16 protein-coding genes and 1 pseudogene are annotated in these 15,829 nt (G+C 71.5%); 10 read left to right on the top strand and 7 right to left on the bottom strand.

Translation table 11 applies throughout. The features are described from left to right. Positions 1-25: 25 nt before the first annotated feature. Complete coding sequence (locus ACIA8L_RS01665; RefSeq protein WP_395899332.1) at positions 26-1,003, bottom strand: ArsA-related P-loop ATPase; 978 nt, start codon at positions 1,001-1,003, stop codon at positions 26-28. A 31-nt stretch (positions 1,004-1,034) separates the two neighbouring features. Then, positions 1,035-1,787 (bottom strand): hypothetical protein, encoded by a 753-nt coding sequence (locus ACIA8L_RS01660; protein ID WP_395899330.1) that lies wholly within the window; start codon positions 1,785-1,787, stop codon positions 1,035-1,037. 315 nt (positions 1,788-2,102) lie between these two features. Here ACIA8L_RS01660 and ACIA8L_RS01655 point away from each other — a divergent pair, with 315 nt between their 5' ends. From ACIA8L_RS01655 to ACIA8L_RS01630, 6 genes and pseudogenes are all read left to right on the top strand, one after another. Next, positions 2,103-2,261: a hypothetical protein gene (locus ACIA8L_RS01655; RefSeq protein WP_190251269.1), complete on the top strand. Its 159-nt coding sequence runs from the start codon at positions 2,103-2,105 to the stop codon at positions 2,259-2,261. A 1-nt stretch (position 2,262) separates the two neighbouring features. After that, positions 2,263-2,721, top strand: coding sequence for a RidA family protein (locus ACIA8L_RS01650; protein ID WP_395899328.1), 459 nt, complete (start codon positions 2,263-2,265; stop codon positions 2,719-2,721). A gap of 282 nt (positions 2,722-3,003) precedes the next feature. Next, positions 3,004-3,789 (top strand): MBL fold metallo-hydrolase, encoded by a 786-nt coding sequence (locus ACIA8L_RS01645; RefSeq protein WP_395899326.1) that lies wholly within the window; start codon positions 3,004-3,006, stop codon positions 3,787-3,789. Continuing rightward, positions 3,786-7,322, top strand: coding sequence for an adenylate/guanylate cyclase domain-containing protein (locus tag ACIA8L_RS01640; protein WP_395899324.1), 3,537 nt, complete (start codon positions 3,786-3,788; stop codon positions 7,320-7,322). The genes ACIA8L_RS01645 and ACIA8L_RS01640 overlap by 4 nt, the downstream gene beginning before the upstream one ends. Before the next feature lie 16 nt (positions 7,323-7,338). Beyond that, a pseudogene (locus ACIA8L_RS01635) lies at positions 7,339-8,486 on the top strand (serine/threonine-protein kinase); the annotation flags it as partial. 148 nt (positions 8,487-8,634) lie between these two features. Next, positions 8,635-9,168, top strand: a complete 534-nt coding sequence (locus tag ACIA8L_RS01630; RefSeq protein ID WP_395899322.1) for a hypothetical protein — start codon at positions 8,635-8,637, stop codon at positions 9,166-9,168. 94 nt (positions 9,169-9,262) lie between these two features. On the opposite strand, the gene ACIA8L_RS01625 is transcribed toward ACIA8L_RS01630, so the two are convergent. Both ACIA8L_RS01625 and ACIA8L_RS01620 read right to left on the bottom strand, forming a co-directional pair. Beyond that, on the bottom strand, positions 9,263-9,787 hold the full coding sequence (locus ACIA8L_RS01625; RefSeq protein ID WP_395899320.1) for a hypothetical protein: 525 nt from the start codon (positions 9,785-9,787) through the stop codon (positions 9,263-9,265). Positions 9,788-10,053: 266 nt separating this feature from the next. Next, positions 10,054-10,530, bottom strand: coding sequence for a DUF1707 domain-containing protein (locus ACIA8L_RS01620; protein WP_395899318.1), 477 nt, complete (start codon positions 10,528-10,530; stop codon positions 10,054-10,056). Between the two features lie 52 nt (positions 10,531-10,582). Between ACIA8L_RS01620 and ACIA8L_RS01615 the strand changes: the two genes are divergently transcribed. Further along, positions 10,583-12,013, top strand: a complete 1,431-nt coding sequence (locus ACIA8L_RS01615; RefSeq protein WP_395899316.1) for a hypothetical protein — start codon at positions 10,583-10,585, stop codon at positions 12,011-12,013. Here the strand turns inward: ACIA8L_RS01615 and ACIA8L_RS01610 are convergent. Together ACIA8L_RS01610 and ACIA8L_RS01605 are read right to left on the bottom strand one after the other, a co-directional pair. Further along, positions 11,934-12,653, bottom strand: a complete 720-nt coding sequence (locus ACIA8L_RS01610; protein ID WP_395899314.1) for a DUF6642 family protein — start codon at positions 12,651-12,653, stop codon at positions 11,934-11,936. The genes ACIA8L_RS01615 and ACIA8L_RS01610 overlap by 80 nt on opposite strands. Before the next feature lie 7 nt (positions 12,654-12,660). Beyond that, entirely contained in the window at positions 12,661-14,055 is a 1,395-nt protein-coding gene (locus ACIA8L_RS01605) for an FAD-binding oxidoreductase (protein ID WP_395901659.1), read from the bottom strand. Positions 14,056-14,086: 31 nt separating this feature from the next. Between ACIA8L_RS01605 and ACIA8L_RS01600 the strand changes: the two genes are divergently transcribed. The 3 genes from ACIA8L_RS01600 to bfr all read left to right on the top strand — a co-directional run bounded on the left by ACIA8L_RS01600 (position 14,087) and on the right by bfr (position 15,183). Then, a complete protein-coding gene (locus tag ACIA8L_RS01600) occupies positions 14,087-14,398 on the top strand; it encodes a DUF4031 domain-containing protein (RefSeq protein WP_395899312.1) in 312 nt (103 codons plus the stop codon). Between the two features lie 88 nt (positions 14,399-14,486). Next, positions 14,487-14,672 carry a bacterioferritin-associated ferredoxin gene (locus tag ACIA8L_RS01595; RefSeq protein ID WP_395899310.1) on the top strand — a complete coding sequence of 62 codons (186 nt, stop codon included), beginning with the start codon at positions 14,487-14,489 and terminating at the stop codon, positions 14,670-14,672. 31 nt (positions 14,673-14,703) lie between these two features. Then, positions 14,704-15,183: a bacterioferritin gene (gene bfr / locus ACIA8L_RS01590; RefSeq protein ID WP_395899308.1), complete on the top strand. Its 480-nt coding sequence runs from the start codon at positions 14,704-14,706 to the stop codon at positions 15,181-15,183. On the opposite strand, the gene ACIA8L_RS01585 is transcribed toward bfr, so the two are convergent. Then, positions 15,161-15,772 carry a metal-dependent phosphohydrolase gene (locus ACIA8L_RS01585; RefSeq protein WP_395899306.1) on the bottom strand — a complete coding sequence of 204 codons (612 nt, stop codon included), beginning with the start codon at positions 15,770-15,772 and terminating at the stop codon, positions 15,161-15,163. The two genes, bfr and ACIA8L_RS01585, sit on opposite strands and share 23 nt — an antisense overlap. Positions 15,773-15,829: the final 57 nt, after the last annotated feature.

Here is a 15,829-nt window from a genome sequence, read left to right as displayed (position 1 = left end):
TCGAGCGTATCCGCTGGGAGCATCCTCAAGCAGTCGTGAGGAGCAGATCACCGAGCGACTCGAGGGTCGCCGCCGTCACACCTTCGGGGACCAGCGGCAGCTCGACGACCCGGCGGCCGAGGCTCAGCAGCTCCGTGCGCAGCGAGGACTCCGCGGCGACCTTCGTCTGGTAGGCGCGGGCCTCACCGGCCAGGCCGCCGAGCACCTCCTTGTCGGCCGGCAGCCCGGCCGCGGCCAGACCCCGGCGCAGGTCGGCCTGGGTGAGCTTGACCCCGGCCAGCACCGGCGGGCGGGTGGCGTTGACGATCACGGTGCCGATCGGGATGCCCAGCCGGGTCAGCTCGTCGATCGCGTCCGTGGTCTCCTGGACCGGCATCTCCTCCAGCAGGGTGACCACGTGCACGGCGGTCATCGGCGAGCGGAGGATGGCCGCCACGCCCTCGCTCTGGGTCTTGATCGGCCCGACCTTGGCCAGCCGCGCCGTCTCCGCGGTCACGTTGAGGAACCGCCCGACCCGCCCGGTCGGCGGCGCGTCGAGCACGACGGCGTCGTAGACCCGGCGGCCGTCGACGGTGCGGGTCACGGCCTCCTTGATCTTGCCGGTGAGCAGCACGTCCCGCAGGCCCGGGGCGACCGTGGTGGCGAAGTCGACCGCGCCGACCTTGCGCAGGGCCCGGCCGGCCACACCGAGCCGGTAGAACATCTCGAGGTACTCCAGCAGGGCCTCTTCGACGTCGACCGCGAGCGCGCGCATCTCGCCACCGCCGCGGGCCGTGGCGATGCGCAGCTCTTTGTATGGGAGCGGATCGCGGTCGAACAGCTGCGCGATGCCCTGCCGGGCCTCGACCTCGATCAGCAGGGTCCGCTTCCCGTCCCGGGCGAGGGCCAGCGCCAGCGCGGCGGCCACGGTCGTCTTGCCCGTGCCACCCTTGCCGGTGACCACATGCAGACGGGCGGGCCAGCCGTAGCCGCCCCGCCCGTCCGAAGACTCACGTGCTGTCACGCCTTCGACGCTACCCGGTCCGGGCCCGTCGTCAGGCCGCAGTGATCTCGCACACCCACCAGCCGTCGCCGTGCGTGGTGATGTAGCGGTACTTCGTCTCCGCGACCTTCTCGTCGGACGTGGTCACCTTCACCGTGGTCGTGAGCGTCGCCTCGTCGCTTTCCTGCTTCTCGACGGTCGGGGCCGGCCAGGTGTAGGTCGCGCCGGTGAGGCCCGCGTCATACTTGCGGATCTCGTCGATCCGGGCGGTCAGCTTCTCCTTGTTGCGCGACGTGGAGCACACGTACTTGAGCGCCTCGTCGGTGCTCTTGTTCTTGTACACCGCCGTGAGGAAGCTGTTGACCGCGTCGGCCGCCGTCGGCGCCCCGGTGCCCTGGTTGTTCTTCATCACGAAGTAGGCCGCGGCGCCGCCACCGCCGCCGAGCACGACCAGCACACCCACGATGATCAGGGTGATGAGCAGGCCGCGGCTCTTCTTCGGCGGGGCCACCGGCGGGTACATCGGGTAGCCCGGCGCCCCCGGATACGGCGGGCCCGACATCGGCGGCCCGGACATCGGCGGGGCCATCCCGGGGATCGCGCTGGTGGGCGGGGCCGCCATCGGCCCGGTCGGGAACTGCCCGGTGGGCGGCGGGAACTGCCCCGTGGGCTGGCCGAACGCGCCGGTCGGGGGCGGCGGCGGGTAGGCCGGCTGACCGTATGCCGGCTGACCGTAGGCCGGCTGCGCGGACGTGGGCGGCGCCGAGGTGGGCGGCACGCCATAGGGGTCCGGCTGCTGGGGCACCGCATAAGGATCCGGCTGCGACGGTACCGGCGGCACGGGCGGCTGCACCGTGTATTGCTCAGGCTGCGGCGCCGGCGGGACCGCGAACGGATCCTGGACCGGCGGCGGTGGCGGCCAGCCCGGCTGCCCGGGTTGTCCGGGTTGACCCGGATACTCGGGTTGACCCGGGTACGAGGGCGGTTGCGTCATTTCTCCCACCTTTGTGCGACAACCACGACGGCGGCCCTCACAGTAGCGTCACTACGCCAGGTATGGGGGGTCCTGATACCAGCCTGTGCCCGTCGGACGCCGCCGGCCCGGCGTTACTGTCCCCACATGCAGAAATGGGAGTACCTGACCGCGCCGCTGCTGGTCCACAACACCAAGATGATCCTCGACAACTTCGGCGAAGAGGGCTGGGAGCTGGTCGCGATCGTCCCCGGGCCCAACCCGGAGAACCTGGTCGCCTACTTCAAGCGCCCCAAGGCCGGCTGACATGGGCGACGTCTACGCCCGGCTGGCCGAGCTCGGCATCACCATTCCGCCGGTGGTACCCCCAGTGGCCGCATACGTCCCGGCGGTGCGCACGGGCAACCACGTGTACGTCTCCGGCCAGCTGCCGATGGTCGACGGCGCGCTGCCCGCCACCGGGCTGGTCGGCGCCGACGTGACCGCTGAACAGGCCAAAGAGCTGGCGCGGAACTGCGCCATCAACGTGCTCGCCGCCGTCGAGGCGCTGGCCGGGCTGGGCAGTGTCGTGCGGGTCGTGAAGATCGTCGGGTTCGTCGCGTCGGCGCCGGGCTTCACCGGCCAGCCGGGCGTGGTCAACGGGGCCTCGGAGCTCTTCGGTGAGGTGTTCGGGGAGGCCGGCGCGCACGCGCGGTCCGCGGTCGGCGTGTCGGGCCTGCCGTTGAACGCGCCGGTCGAGGTCGAGGCGATTCTCGAGCTGTCCTGAGCCTTCCGCACCCGGCCGATCTCATTTCCGCAGGTCGGCCGGGTCGCGAGAGATCCGGCTCGCACTCCCGGGCGAAATATCCGACTCGTCCCTCCTCGGATATTTCGGACTTATCACCATTTTCCCGGTCACCCATCGAGCTGAACGCCGCATGGACCAGCTTTGTCGCCCGTCGGGGTATAAATCCGAGAAGTCGTTGCGCGGAGCGCCCGACTTTTCGTGCCAACCACCTGGCCAGTCGGGTGACGTGGCGGGTGAACCGCCCCGCCGTAGGATCTGTGTGTGGTAAGCCACGTCACCACCCCCGCCGCCGAAGTGCTAGCCGCGTTGCCCGACTGGGTGACGCTCGTCCGCGCGCCCAACCCCGGGCCGATGACGCTCGACGGCACCAACACGTGGCTCCTGCGCGCACCCAACGGTGGCAGCATCGTCGTGGATCCGGGGCCGCTCGACGAGGGGCACCTGCGGGCCGTCGCCGCCCACGGGCCGGTCGCCGCGATCGTGCTCACCCACGGCCACATCGACCATACCGAAGGTGTGCGGCGGCTGGCGGCGTTGACCGGGGCGCGGGTGTACGACCCGCCGGTGCTCGAGCACCTCGACGCGGACGGGGTCGTGGTCGAGCCGCTGGTGACGCCCGGGCACTCCAGTGACTCCGTGTGCTTTGTCGTGCGGTACCGCGGCGAAGAGATCGTGCTGACCGGTGACACCATCCTGGGGCGCGGCACCACCGTGGTGGCCTGGCCCGACGGGGACCTCGGGGATTATCTCGCGAGCCTCGGCAAGCTGGCGGCGTTCGACGGGCGGCCCGCGCTGCCGGGGCACGGGCCTTCGCTCAGCGACACCGGGGTGGCGGCCCGGTATTACCGGCAGCATCGGGAGGCCCGGCTCGCGCAGGTGCGGTCCGCGGTCCAGGCCGGCGCGACCGAGGCGGCCGACGTCGTGGCCGTTGTCTACGCCGACGTCGACCGGGCACTGTGGCCCGCGGCCGAGATGAGTGTGCGGGCGCAGCTCGATTTTCTGCGACGGGAATCACATCCGCCCGCCCATGGTTTGAGTGCAACGTGACGTGTTCGGTGTGCGGGACTGTGGCCGTTCCCGGTGCGCGGTTCTGCCACCACTGTGGCTCGGCGCTGCCCGCGGCCGCCACCCTGCCCGCGGCCGAGCGGCGCAACGTCACCGTGCTCTTCGGCGACCTCTCCGACTTCACGGCCTGGTCTGAGGACCTCGACCCGGAGCGGGTCGGCGCCGTCACCGACCGGGTGCTGGCCGCCCTGGCCGGCGCGGTGAAGACGTTCGGCGGGCACGTCGACAAGCTCACCGGCGACGGGATCATGGCCGTGTTCGGCGCGCCCGTCGCGCACGAGGACGACGCCGAGCGGGCCGTGCGGGCCGCGCTGTCCATGCAGCGGGCCGTGCGCCGGGTCCTCGACGACGAGCGCGGCGGCGGGGCTCCGCTCGGGCTGCGCATCGGCCTCAACACCGGGCCGGTCGTGGCCGGGGTGCAGGCCGGCATCGAGTACACCGTCATCGGCGACACCGTCAACACCGCTGCCCGGCTCGCCGACGCGGCCGCGATCGGCGCGGTGTACGCGGGCGATCGCACCTCCAGCTCCACCCGGCTCCTGGCCTCCTGGCGGGCGCTGCGGCCACTGCGGCTCAAGGGCAAGCGCGAGCCCGTCGACGCCTTCGAGCTGCTCGGGCTGCTCGACGCGCCCGGCACCCGGTCCGGGCTGGGCGACGAGGCGCCGTTCGTGGGGCGCGAGCCCGAGCTCGGGCGGGTGTCCGGGCGGCTCGCCGAGATCGCGGACCGGCAGGAGCCGCGGGTGCTGGTCTTCACCGGTGAGGCCGGGCTCGGCAAGACGCGGCTGGCCGGCGAGATCGAGCGCTTCGCGGCCGGCTATCTCGGCGGTGCGGGGTACACCCCGAGCGCCGGCTTCGCCCCCGGCGGCGGCGCCCGCGTGCTGTCCGTGCACTGTGCCGCGTTCGGTGAGCGGCGGCGGCTGGCCCCCCTCGCCGACCTCGTCCGCGCCGCGATCGGGCTGCCCGCGGACGCCGTGCTGACCCGGGAAGCGGTCGAGGAGCGGCTGCGGCGGCTGGCCCAGCGACTGGCCCGGGCCGCGCGGGGACGGCCGGAGCCGCCGCGGTTCGCCAGTGACCTGCTGCTGACGCTGATCGGCTACACCGAGGCCGTCGGCGACACCGTGTGGGTCGCGCCCGGTGGCAAGGCCGACGAGCTGGACCTCGACGCCGTGCCGGCGGCGGTCGCCGAGCTGCTGTCGGGGCTGGCCGCGGAGACCCCGCTGGTCGTGATCGTCGACGACCTGCACGACGCGACCCCGGAGACGCTCGACGCGCTCGGTGCCACCATCGAGCGGCTCGAGGGGCCCGTGCTCATCGTGCTGCTCGGCCGGCCCGAGCTGGTGCGATCGGCCGGGGTGCTGACGCGGATCGCGGACGCTGAGGTAGTACCAATTCCGCCGCTTCGTGGTGCTGACGCCGCTCGCCTGCTCACCGCCTATCTCGGCGGTGGACGGCTCGCGCCGGCCGACGAGGACCGGCTCCTCGCGACCGCTCAGGGCAATCCCTTCTACCTGTCCGAACTGGTCACGCTCCTGCAGGAGCGGGGCGCGCTCACCACCGTGGCCGGCACCGACCCGCCCGGCTGGCGGCTCGCGCCCGGCTCGCTCGGCGGCCGGCTGCTCTCCCGCGACCTCGCGGCCGTGCTCGCGGCCCGCATCGACGCACTGCCCAGCGACACCCGGGCCGTGCTGCGCGACGCCGCCGTCATCGGCGACACCGTGCCCGCCCGGGCCCTCGAAGCGCTGCGGTTCAACCCGCCCGGCCAGCCGGCCCGGCCCGCGGTCGTGGCCGCGGTCGAGCTCGAACGGGCCGTGGAAGAGCTGCTGCAACGCCGGATGCTGCGCCGCGGGCGGGGCGGGTTCGCCTTCGCCACGCCGCTGCTGCGGGAGGCGGCGTACGCCGGCATCGGCAAGGCCGACCTGGCCGAGCGCCACGCGGCCCTGTCCCGGTGGGCGTCGGCCGCGGTGACCTCGTTCCTGTCGGCCGGCGGCACCGGCAATGTCGCGGGCCTGAACATGACCCTCGGCTCGGCCGACGCGTTCATCGCCGACCACGCCGAACGGGCCGGGAAACTCGCCGACGTCGTCGGGCTGCGGCCGGACTCGCTGGCCCGCTCGGCCGCGCCGCTCGGGGTCCAGGCCCTGGCCCGGGCCGCCCGGGCCGCGCTGGCGTCCGGGGAACCGGCACAGGCCGCACAGGCCGCGGACCGGGCGGCGGTGCTCGGCGGCGGGATTCTGCCCGCGGCCGACCGGCTCGTCCACGCCCGGGCCCTGCTCCAGCTCGGACGGTCGGCGGAGGCGCTCGGCCACGCCGAGAAGATCACTGCAAATGCCGCAGACGACGCGGGGGTACAGGTGGGAGCCCTGCTGGTGGCCGGACGCGCCTACCGGGCCATGGGCGACCACCGGCGCAGCTACGCCACCCTGTCCGACGCACTGGAGGCGGCGACCGCGGCCCACCTGACCTACGAGCGCGGTGACGCCATGCGCCGCCTCGGCATGGCCGACTTCCTCGAAGGGCGCCTGGCCGAGGCCGGAGGGCGGTTCGCCGAGTCGTTCCAGATCGCCGTCACGGCCGGCGACCGGCGGGCTCAGGCCTGGTCGTTGCAGCACCTCGCGTGGGTCACCACCACCCGCGGCGACTTCGCCGGGGCCGACGCGGCGCTCGGCCGGGCCGCCCGCCGCTTCGCCGAGCTCGGCGACCCCGTCGGCCGGGCCTGGCTGCGCGGCACGACCGCGTTCGTGCGCCTGCTGGCGGGCCGGCTCGGCGAGGCGCGGCGGCTGGCCAAGGCGTTCCTGCCGTTCGGCGAGCGGGTCGGCGACGCGTGGGCGGTCGGCACGCTGCGCGCGGTCGAGGCGTTCGCGGCCGCCGAGAGCGGTGACCTGGCCGACGCCGACCGCGAGGCCCGGCGGGCCTACCGCGAGTTCGCGGCGGCCGGCGACGACTGGGGCCGGGGCCTGGCCCTCGTCGTGCGGGGCGTGGTCGCGCGCGAGCTCAACGAGCCCGCGCACGCCTACGACCTGCTCTCCGACGCCACCGAGTGGGGCGAGAAGACCGGCCACCCGCTGCTGCTGGGCATGTCCCGCACGATGCGCGGCTTCGTGAGCCTGGACCGCGGCGACCCGGTGGCGGCCGAGGCCGACGCCCGGGCGGTGCTGCAGGTCGTCGAGACCCACGACGTGCTGGAGGCGGCCAAGGTCGGGCCGCGGGTGCTGTTCGGCCTGGCCCGGCTGGCCCAGGGCGACCTGCCGACGGCGCTGGAGACGCTGGGCTGCGTCGCCGCCGAGCGCCTCGGCCCCTCGGTGATCTTCTCCCGCCGGCAGGCCGTGGCCGCATACGCCGCCGCGCTGCTGGTCGCGGGCCGCGACGCGGAGGCTCTGGACTGGGCCCGGCAGGCGCAGGGAGCGCCCGGCGAGGACGTCCGCGGTCGCGATTATGCGGCGGGGGTACTGCGTGATGCCCTCGACGCCAACCGAGAGTGCTCGAACGACTCCGTCGCGGTGGTTGCCGAGTCGTGAAAATGGGCTGTGGCCGATGCGTGACGGTGAAGTGTCGTACCCCTGCCGTACCGTCTTAGCCGTGACCGCATCGGCTCCGCTCCCATCGGTACCCGGCCTGACCGGGTTCTCGGTGCTGGCCCGCGGCGGCTACGCGACCGTCTACCGGGCCCAGCAGGAGTCGGTCGGCCGCGACGTGGCCGTGAAGGTCGAGAACCGGACCCTGGAGACCGAGCGCGACCGCCGCCGCTTCCTGCGCGAGGCCCGCGCCGCCGGCCGGATGTCCAGCCACCCCCACGTCGTCGACCTCTTCGACGCCGGCGTCACCACCGACGGCCACCCCTACCTGATCATGGAGCTCTGCGACGGCTCCTATGCCGAGCGCATGCGCAGCGCCCCGCTGACCGCCGCCGAGGTCCGCGAGGTCGGCTTCAAGATCGCCGACGCCCTCGCCGACGCGCACTCCCTGGGTGTCCTGCACCGCGACGTCAAACCGGCCAACATCCTCTTCAGCCGCTTCGGCGAGCCCGCCCTCGCCGACTTCGGCCTGGCCATCCTGGCCGAGTGGCGCGACGTCTCGATCACCCTCGACGTCCTCACCCCCGCCTACGCCCCGCCGGAGACGTTCCGCCACGCCGCCCCCGGCCCCGCCGCCGACGTCTACGCCCTCTGCGCGACCTTGTACGCGCTCATGCGCGGCCGCCCGCCCCGCTGGCGCGAGGACCAGATGCCGAGCCTGCTCTCGCTGGTCGACATGTTCAACGACCACATCCCGGACCTGCCCGGCTGCCCCGCCGAGCTGATGGCGATCCTGCGCGCGGGCATGAGCAACGACGACGGCGAACGCCCGACCGCCCTGCAGCTGCGCGACGCCCTCATCGCCCTGCAACTGTCCCCGCCCCCACCGACCCTCATCCCGCCGCTGGGCTCGCCGCCGCTGGAGCCGGTGTACACGTCCCCGCCCCTCCCGCCGCCGACCCCGCCACCGCCGGCCGACCGCATCCTGGAGTCGCCGTTCCTGGGCGGCGGCTTCCCGCGCGACCCCGAGCAGACGGTGCCGCACGAGGCCGGCCCGGAGGAGCCGCCGACCGACCCGCTGAAGGGCCGATCGGGCTCGTCGTCGGGCTCGGTCGGGTCGCTGGGTTCGTTCGGCTCGTCGAGCGCGGGGTCGGGGTCGGGGTTGGGTTCGGCCGGGCTCTCGGGTTCGGCTTCGGGTTCGGCTGGGCCGGCTGGCTCGGGTTCGGGTGGGCTTGCCGGCGCTGCTGGGCTGTCCGGCTCGGGTGGGCTGTCTGGTTCGGCGGGCTCGGCTGGTGACTTCGGGGCGGGTATGCCGATGGCGCCGCCCAGTGATCCGTTCGTGGCGCGGGTCAAGTCTCCGGGTGGCAGCCGGCGCGGGTTGTGGATCGGCGTCTCGGCGGGCCTGCTGGTGGTGGCCGCGCTGGTGACGGTGGCCATCGCATACGGCTTCGGCGACGGCACCCCCGAGCCCACCCCGTCAGCCGCCGCTCTCGCCGCCCCGCCGACGTTCGCGTGCGGCCTGGGCGCCGACCCCAACGCCCACTGCGCCGACACCGCCGAGTGCTTCGACACCAAACTGTCCCGCGTCGACTGCACGGGCGTCCACACGTGGGAGGTCTTCGCCTACGGCGACCTCCCGGCCGGCAGCAAGGTCACCGACAAGAAGGACCGCGCGGTGACGTCGGTCTGCAACGTGGGCACGCTGGTCGCGGTCAACATCGGCGCCGCACAGTGGCGCCAGGACGTCCTCCTGCCGACCCCGGCCCAGCAGAACTCGGGCCCGACCACGTTCCGCTGCCTCGCCGGCCGCGGCGACAACAACCTGACCGGCGACACGCTGCACAAGTAAGCCCGCTCGCCCAGACCGGGCAACCGCCGCAAAGGCCTTGGTGGCGGGTGTAAAGAGAATGCAGGCACCTTTGCTCTGCCCGCGAAACACCAGCTCAGGGCTGGTTCTCTGACTCAGAGGACCAGCCCTGAGTCGTCTCTTGATCTCCGTTGGGAGAAATTTGGGAGACGATCTCGTTCGGCAGCATCTCGTCGAGGATGCGCACCGGCGATCTCGGGCTCGTGTCCGCCCTTGCTTCGCGTGCTGCCGTCCAGATGACCCCAGTTGCTCGTCCATGAGCACTGGCGGGGTGCCCCGCTCGATCATCATGGTTTTGTAGGTGTGCCGGGGCCCGTGAGGTGTTAGGGCGGGCGCAATCGGCACCGGGCGCGGAGGCTTCCCCGAGAAACCCGAGCCCGGCCCCTTGGGTGAGGAGCATCCATCGCCAGCGCGCCTGCCGGTCGCACATCTTCGCGACGAGCTCGGCCAGCAGGTCGATCACGGCGGCCGGGTCGGTGAAGGCGTCTTCACCGGGCCCGCACTGGAGGCGTTCGAAGGTCGGCTCCTCGGGCACCGGGATCGCCGGAACGATGCCCCGCAACGGATCCCGGATCACCATCCACCAAGGCAGTTTCTTCACGTTCGATCTTCCCCAGGGAACCCGGGGCTCCAGCGGCGGCCGCGAGCGTGGCAAATCGGCCGCGGGCATCCCGCCGACACACGCGCCACGGGCATCAGCAGCGCCACTTGGTTGGAGCAAGTGCGTAGGTGAGGCTGGAATGGAGAGCGGGATTTGGGCATGATGAAGCCCGCCTTCCTTTGTCGCCCCAAGCGATTACGAGGGAAGGAACGGGGCGGTCCGTTGCCGTAGAAAGCCGGACCGCCCCGTACCTAGTGCGTTACCCGCTAGTCGATGATGGTGATGAGCACGATCACCGCGGCCTGCAGGGCCAGGCCCGACAGGCCGCAGATCAGGCCGACGGCGGCCAGGCCGCGTCCGGGCTCGCCCTTGCCGACGCTGCGCAGCGCGAGGATCCCGACCACGACCGCCACCACGCCGGCCACACCGCCCGTAGGCACGCAGAAGCTCGCCGGGATGGACGCGATGCCGAGGATCAGCGCCAGCAACGGCAGCAGCCGGCTGTCCGACCCACCGGCCGGCTGGGGGGCCACCACCGTCGGCGGTGCACTCGGCTTCGGCAATGTGGGGAGGTCGCCGACCAGGCTCGACAGCTCGCCCCACGTGCGCGAGGCGTACGCCTGCTGCGTCCGGGCGCTGAACTCCTCCAGCGTCAGCCGCCCTTCGGCCGCCGCCTCGCCGAGCTGGGCGACGATGGCCTCGCGGTCAGCGTCCGACGCTTTGATCCAGTGCGCTGGATACACGAGCTGAGGGTACAAGCGCCATGCACGGCGCACGGCATGTAGGGTTCGTCGCGTGCGGCGCGGGGCGGACCTTGTGGTGGTCTGGTCGTTGATGGCCGCTTCGGCGGTGCTGTACACGATCGCCGCGAACATGCGGTTCTGGATGGAGCCGCTCGGCGACGAACCCCACTATCTCGTGATGAGCGTCGCCCTCGGGAAGTACCACACCTTCGATCTGACCCAGGCCTACGCCAACGGCGACTGGCGCGCGTTCTACGCCGACCCCCTCGAGGCGCACGTGTACCCCAACGCCGAGGGCATCATGGTGCCGCTGCACAACTTCGGCGGGCCGATCCTCTGGACGATCCCGTTCAACCTGTGGGGTCGGCCCGGGGCGGCCGGGGTTGTCGTGCTCGTCAGCGTCCTCACCGTCGGTGTCATTTACCGGTTGCAGCGTGAGCTCGGCATCACCCCGTTCTACGCCGGCGTCGTCACCGGGCTGTTCGCCGCCGGGTCGCCGCTGTACATGTACGCCTCCATGCAGTTCGTCGACCCGTTCGGCGCCCTGTTCACCGCCTACGCGGTGCTGGTGCTGGTGAAGGCGAAACCGGCCTGGTGGCAGATCGCGCTCGCGTCGGCCGGGCTGGGCTGGATGCCGTGGGTGCACGGGCGGTTCCTGCTGCTCACCGTGCCCCTGGGGGTGTTGCTGATCGCACGGGCCGGCCGGTCGAAGACCCTCCTGGCGGCCGCGGCGCCCATGGTGGTGCTGGTGGGCGCGCTGGAGCTGTTCAACTTCACGCAGTACCACTCCTGGAGCCCGGCCCCCGGCAACTCCGCGCTCGGCGACGGGCTGTTGCAGATCCCGCCGTACCGGGGGCTCGCGGGGATCCTCTTCGACCGGCAGTACGGCCTGATCAGTCATTTTCTGCTGCTCGCCCTGGCCATCCCCGGCATGTTCCTGGCCGCCCGCCGGTCGCGGCACTGGGTGCTGCTGGCCGCGATCCTGCCGTACACGATCGCCGTGTCGACGTTCCGCACCTGGTGGGCCGGGTACACGCCACCGGGGCGGCTGGCCGTCGTGCTGGTGCCGCTGCTGGCGTACTACGTGGCGCTGACCCTGCAGCGCCGCCCCGTCTGGCTGCCGCTGGTCCTGGCCACCCTGGCCGCCGCGTTCGGCTTCGCGTACACGCTGACCGGCGACTCCATGCTGCTGGCCCGGTTCACGTCCAGCGGCGGCTACGGCGTCGACAAGATCCTGAGCGCGCAGGGCGCCCGCCTCGGCGTGCCGGACCTGCCGAACTGGTGGCCATCGATCCAGACCGATCCGGGCACGGGGCAGAACTTCTGGCCCTGGTACCTCGGCTACGTCGCGTTCGCCGCCCTGATGGTCGTGTGGGGGCGGCTCGCGCCCGTCCGCGAACCGCTCAGGTCGAGCGCCCGTTGGCGTACACCACCCGAAACCCGAGATGCCGAGCGAGCGGTGCCCAGCGAACCGTCTTCATGAGCCGCTCCACGCTGTCCACCCGCGCCCCGTTGACCAGGCTGTTGAGCACGACCGTCTCCAGCGCGGCGGACTCGATCCAGTCGATCTCCTTGGTGAATCCGCAGATCATCGCCGCCTTGGTCTCGCGCAGAAACTCGTTGAGCGTCGTGACGGACGCGCGCAACGCGGAGCAGCTGCCGAAGTAGAGCCGCTTGCCTTCGCACTGCCCACCGATCCAGCTGCCCAATTCGGCGAGGCCGACAGTATGCGCCTCGGAAAGATGCAGCTTCGTGGGCGCGCCGTGTAGTGCGAAGAACCCGACGTGGTACGCCGAGTATTTGCGGGACAGCCACGTTTCGACGTAATACCGCAGCTCCTGCGGTGTCGCGGTGCGGCGGTGAATGTACCGGATGGCGCCCAGACGCTCCAGCAGATCCAGCGTCGGCAGGACCGATCCCCGCGCGGCGAGGTCATTGTCCCAGTTGCCTTCTACGCAGAACACCCCGCCGGGCTTGGCCACCAAAGTCGTTCTCCTGTAATCCACGTAAAAAGCCGAAGCAAAAGCCAAAAGCAAAAGAGCACAACGCAGAGGATTCCGGAGCCGCTTCGCTCCCGCCCCGGGCAAGGGGCTCATCGCCCCCTGCACCCCTGCGATGTCCACGAGCACATCAAAAGATCTTGCCGGGATTCAGGATGTTGTCCGGGTCCAGCGCGGCCTTGATGGAGCGGTGCGCCTTCAGCCCGGTCGGGCCGATCTCGCGGGCCAGCCAGTCCCGCTTCAACAGGCCGACCCCGTGCTCCCCGGTGGACGTGCCGCCGAGGGACAGCCCGAGGGCCATGATGGCGTCGAACACCTTCTGCCCCTGCGCGATCGACGCCGGGTCGGAGCGGTCGATGACGATGACCGGGTGCAGGTTGCCGTCCCCGGCGTGGCCGACGGTCGCCACCACCATCTCGTGCGCGGCGGCGATCCGCTCGATCCCTTCGATGAGTTCGACGAGCCGGGTCCGCGGTACCGCCACATCGTCGACCATGATCCCGCCGCCGCGCGGATACAGCTGCGCGGCCAGGTGCTCCAGCGACACGTGGGCCAGGCGGCGGGCGGCCAGCAGGGCGTCGGCCTCGGCCTCGTCGGCGGCGACGAACACGTCCTCGGCCTGCGCGGTGCGGCACATCGCGGCGATGGCGGCCAGGTCGTCGGGTGCGCGGGCGCCGGAGTCGACGGACGCGATGAGCAGCGCCGCCGCCGTGGTCGGGAGGTCCATCGGGCGGTACGCCTCGATCGCGCCCATCGCCACCCGGTCGATGACCTCGAGCATGCTCGGCTGCAGACCGGACCCGACGATGGCCGAGACCGCGGCTCCGGCCGCCGCGAATGTGTCGAACACGGCGACGAGGGTCAGGGCGGGCGCCGGGGCCGGACGGAGCCGGACGGTGACTTCGGTGATGACCCCGAGCGTCCCTTCGGAGCCGACGAAGAGGCTGGTCAGGTCGTAGCCGGCGACGCCTTTCGCGGTGCGCCGGCCGCAGTGCAGGACCTCGCCGCTGGCCAGCACGACCTCCAGGCCGAGGACGTGGTCGCTGGTCACCCCGTACTTGACGCAGCACATGCCGCCGGCGTCGGTGGAGACGTTCCCGCCGATCGTCGACTGCTCCCACGACCCGGGGTCGGGCGGGTAGTAGAGCCCGACTTCCGCGACCGCCCGGCGGAGCTGCGCGTTGACGACGCCCGGCTGCACGACCGCGATCCGGTTCTCGGCGTCGATGTCGATGATCTCGTTCATCGCGATGAGCGAGAGCACGATCGCGCCGTCGATGGCGTTGGCCCCGCCGGCCAGGCCGGAGCGGGCGCCCTGCGGGATCACCGGGATGCGGTGGCGGCCGGCGGCGCGCAGGACGGCGGAGACCTGGCCGGTGGTGCGGGGGCGCACGACGACGGCCGGGGTGCCGTACGGCACCAGGTCGGCCTCGTCGTGCTCGTATGAGCGCAGCAGGTCCGGATCGGTCAGCACGCCACCGTCGTGGGGCAGGGCGGCCCGCAGCTCGGCGAGGAGGCCGGCCAGGTCACGTTCCATACCTGGCACGCTAGTGCGTGTGCTCTACATCGACACGCCCCGGTGGCCGGCCCACGGGCGGCTCTTCGCCCATCTCGTCAGCGACGTGTCGGTGGCCGAGCTGCACGCGTTCGCCGAGCTGATCGGGGCGCCGCGGCGGGCGTTCGAGCGGGACCACTACGACGTGCCGGCCGACCGCGCGCGGATCGCCGTCTGGCTGGGGGCCATCGAGGTGCCGTCACGGGTGATCGTCGAGCGTCTGGTTGCCGCCGGCTTGCGGCGGCCGCGGCATTTGTCCGCTTCCAGGGGCAAGAAAAAGCCAGCTCAGGGCTTGTTTCCGCGGGCAGATTAGGTAACCCTTGCTTAGGTAAGGCTAAGACAGCTTCTATCCCCGAGGGAACCCGCTCCACCTCCGCCCCCTCGAAGCCAGGAGTTCCACCGTGTATGTCTGCATCTGCCACCGCGTGCGCGAGTGCGAGATCCGGCGGGTCGTTCAAGCCGGTGCCCGCAGCGAGGACGCCGTTGGCGACGAATGCGGCGCCGGCACCGGCTGCGGCACCTGCCTGGACCGAATCGCCGACCTCATCGACGCGGAAAACTCGGACGCAGTGCCTGTTTTGACCTAGAAAACGGACGAATCGGCGTACCCTGCCAAGCATGCAAGGGGACGCACGAGTCATCGAGTTTCTGAACGAGCAGCTCACCGCCGAGCTCACGGCGATCAACCAGTACTTCCTGCACGCCAAGATGCAGGAAAACTGGGGCTACACGAAACTGGCCAAGTTCACCAAGCACGAGTCGATCGACGAGATGAAGCACGCCGAGGTGCTGACCGATCGCATCCTGTTCCTCGAGGGCCTGCCGAACTATCAGCGGCTGTTCGCCCTGCGGATCGGCGAGTCGGTCCCGGAGCAGTTCAAGTGCGACATGCAGATCGAGCTGGAGGCCGTCGACCGCCTCCGCCGCGGCATCGAATACATGCGCTCCATCGGCGACGTGACCTCGGCCAACATCTTCGAGGAAATCCTCGCCGACGAAGAGCACCACGTGGATTACCTAGAGACGCAGCTGGGCCTGATCGAGAAGTTCGGCGAGGCTCTCTACCTGCAGAACGTCACCGAGCATCCAGAAGCGTGACGATCTCCGCCTCCAGGTTCGCGCGGGCCCGGGCGGTCCACTCCGCCCGTTGCGGCACCACCCGGTAAAGCTCCGGCAGATCCGCTAACTTCCGCAAAACCCCCGCGCGACCCGGGCGGAACACCGCATCAGGCACCGCCGCGTATTCTTCCCGCACAGCAAGCGCGTACCGCGCATAGTCCTCAGCCGAGCCCGCCAAAATGGCCAGGTCCGCATCGGCGAGCAACCCCCCGCGCATATCTCCCGCGGCAACATGGTGCCCAGCGGTCAACAACACCAGCCGCACAATCTCACTCACCCGCTCGGCGGAAACCCCAAGCCCACCAAGCCGGACCCGGGCCAACTCCGCACTACGCTCCTCATTGTCGCCCGCAAACACGTCATAAACAGCATCATGAAACCAGGCCGCCAGCCGAACAACATCCGGATCATCGACAAGCCCAACGTATTCGTCGATAACTCCCAGCATCACCCCCAAATGCGCAACCGTGTGATACCGCCGATGCCCCTCCCTCCACCGCCCAAGCAACTCGAGCCCAACAACCTCTTCCCCAGGAAATACCCGCTGCCACTCCTCAAGCGTGCTCACAACCCCCGAGCGTAAGCCACCCGCCCCACCCAACCAGCGACGCGGCCCGCCTCGGAG

The sequence above is a fragment of the Dactylosporangium sp. NPDC051541 genome, from assembly GCF_044454505.1.
GTDB lineage: Bacteria > Actinomycetota > Actinomycetes > Mycobacteriales > Micromonosporaceae > Dactylosporangium.
This window is presented reverse-complemented; position numbering and strand designations above follow the sequence as displayed.

What these genes read in the sequence shown, in the direction of transcription:
- ACIA8L_RS01655 (WP_190251269.1), top strand. Translation starts at nt 2,103, where the DNA reads ATGCAGAAATGGGAGTACCTGACCGCGCCGCTGCTGGTCCACAACACC.
- ACIA8L_RS01650 (WP_395899328.1), top strand. Translation starts at nt 2,263, where the DNA reads ATGGGCGACGTCTACGCCCGGCTGGCCGAGCTCGGCATCACCATTCCG.
- ACIA8L_RS01630 (WP_395899322.1), top strand. Translation starts at nt 8,635, where the DNA reads ATGGCGCCGCCCAGTGATCCGTTCGTGGCGCGGGTCAAGTCTCCGGGT.
- bfr (WP_395899308.1), top strand. Translation starts at nt 14,704, where the DNA reads ATGCAAGGGGACGCACGAGTCATCGAGTTTCTGAACGAGCAGCTCACC.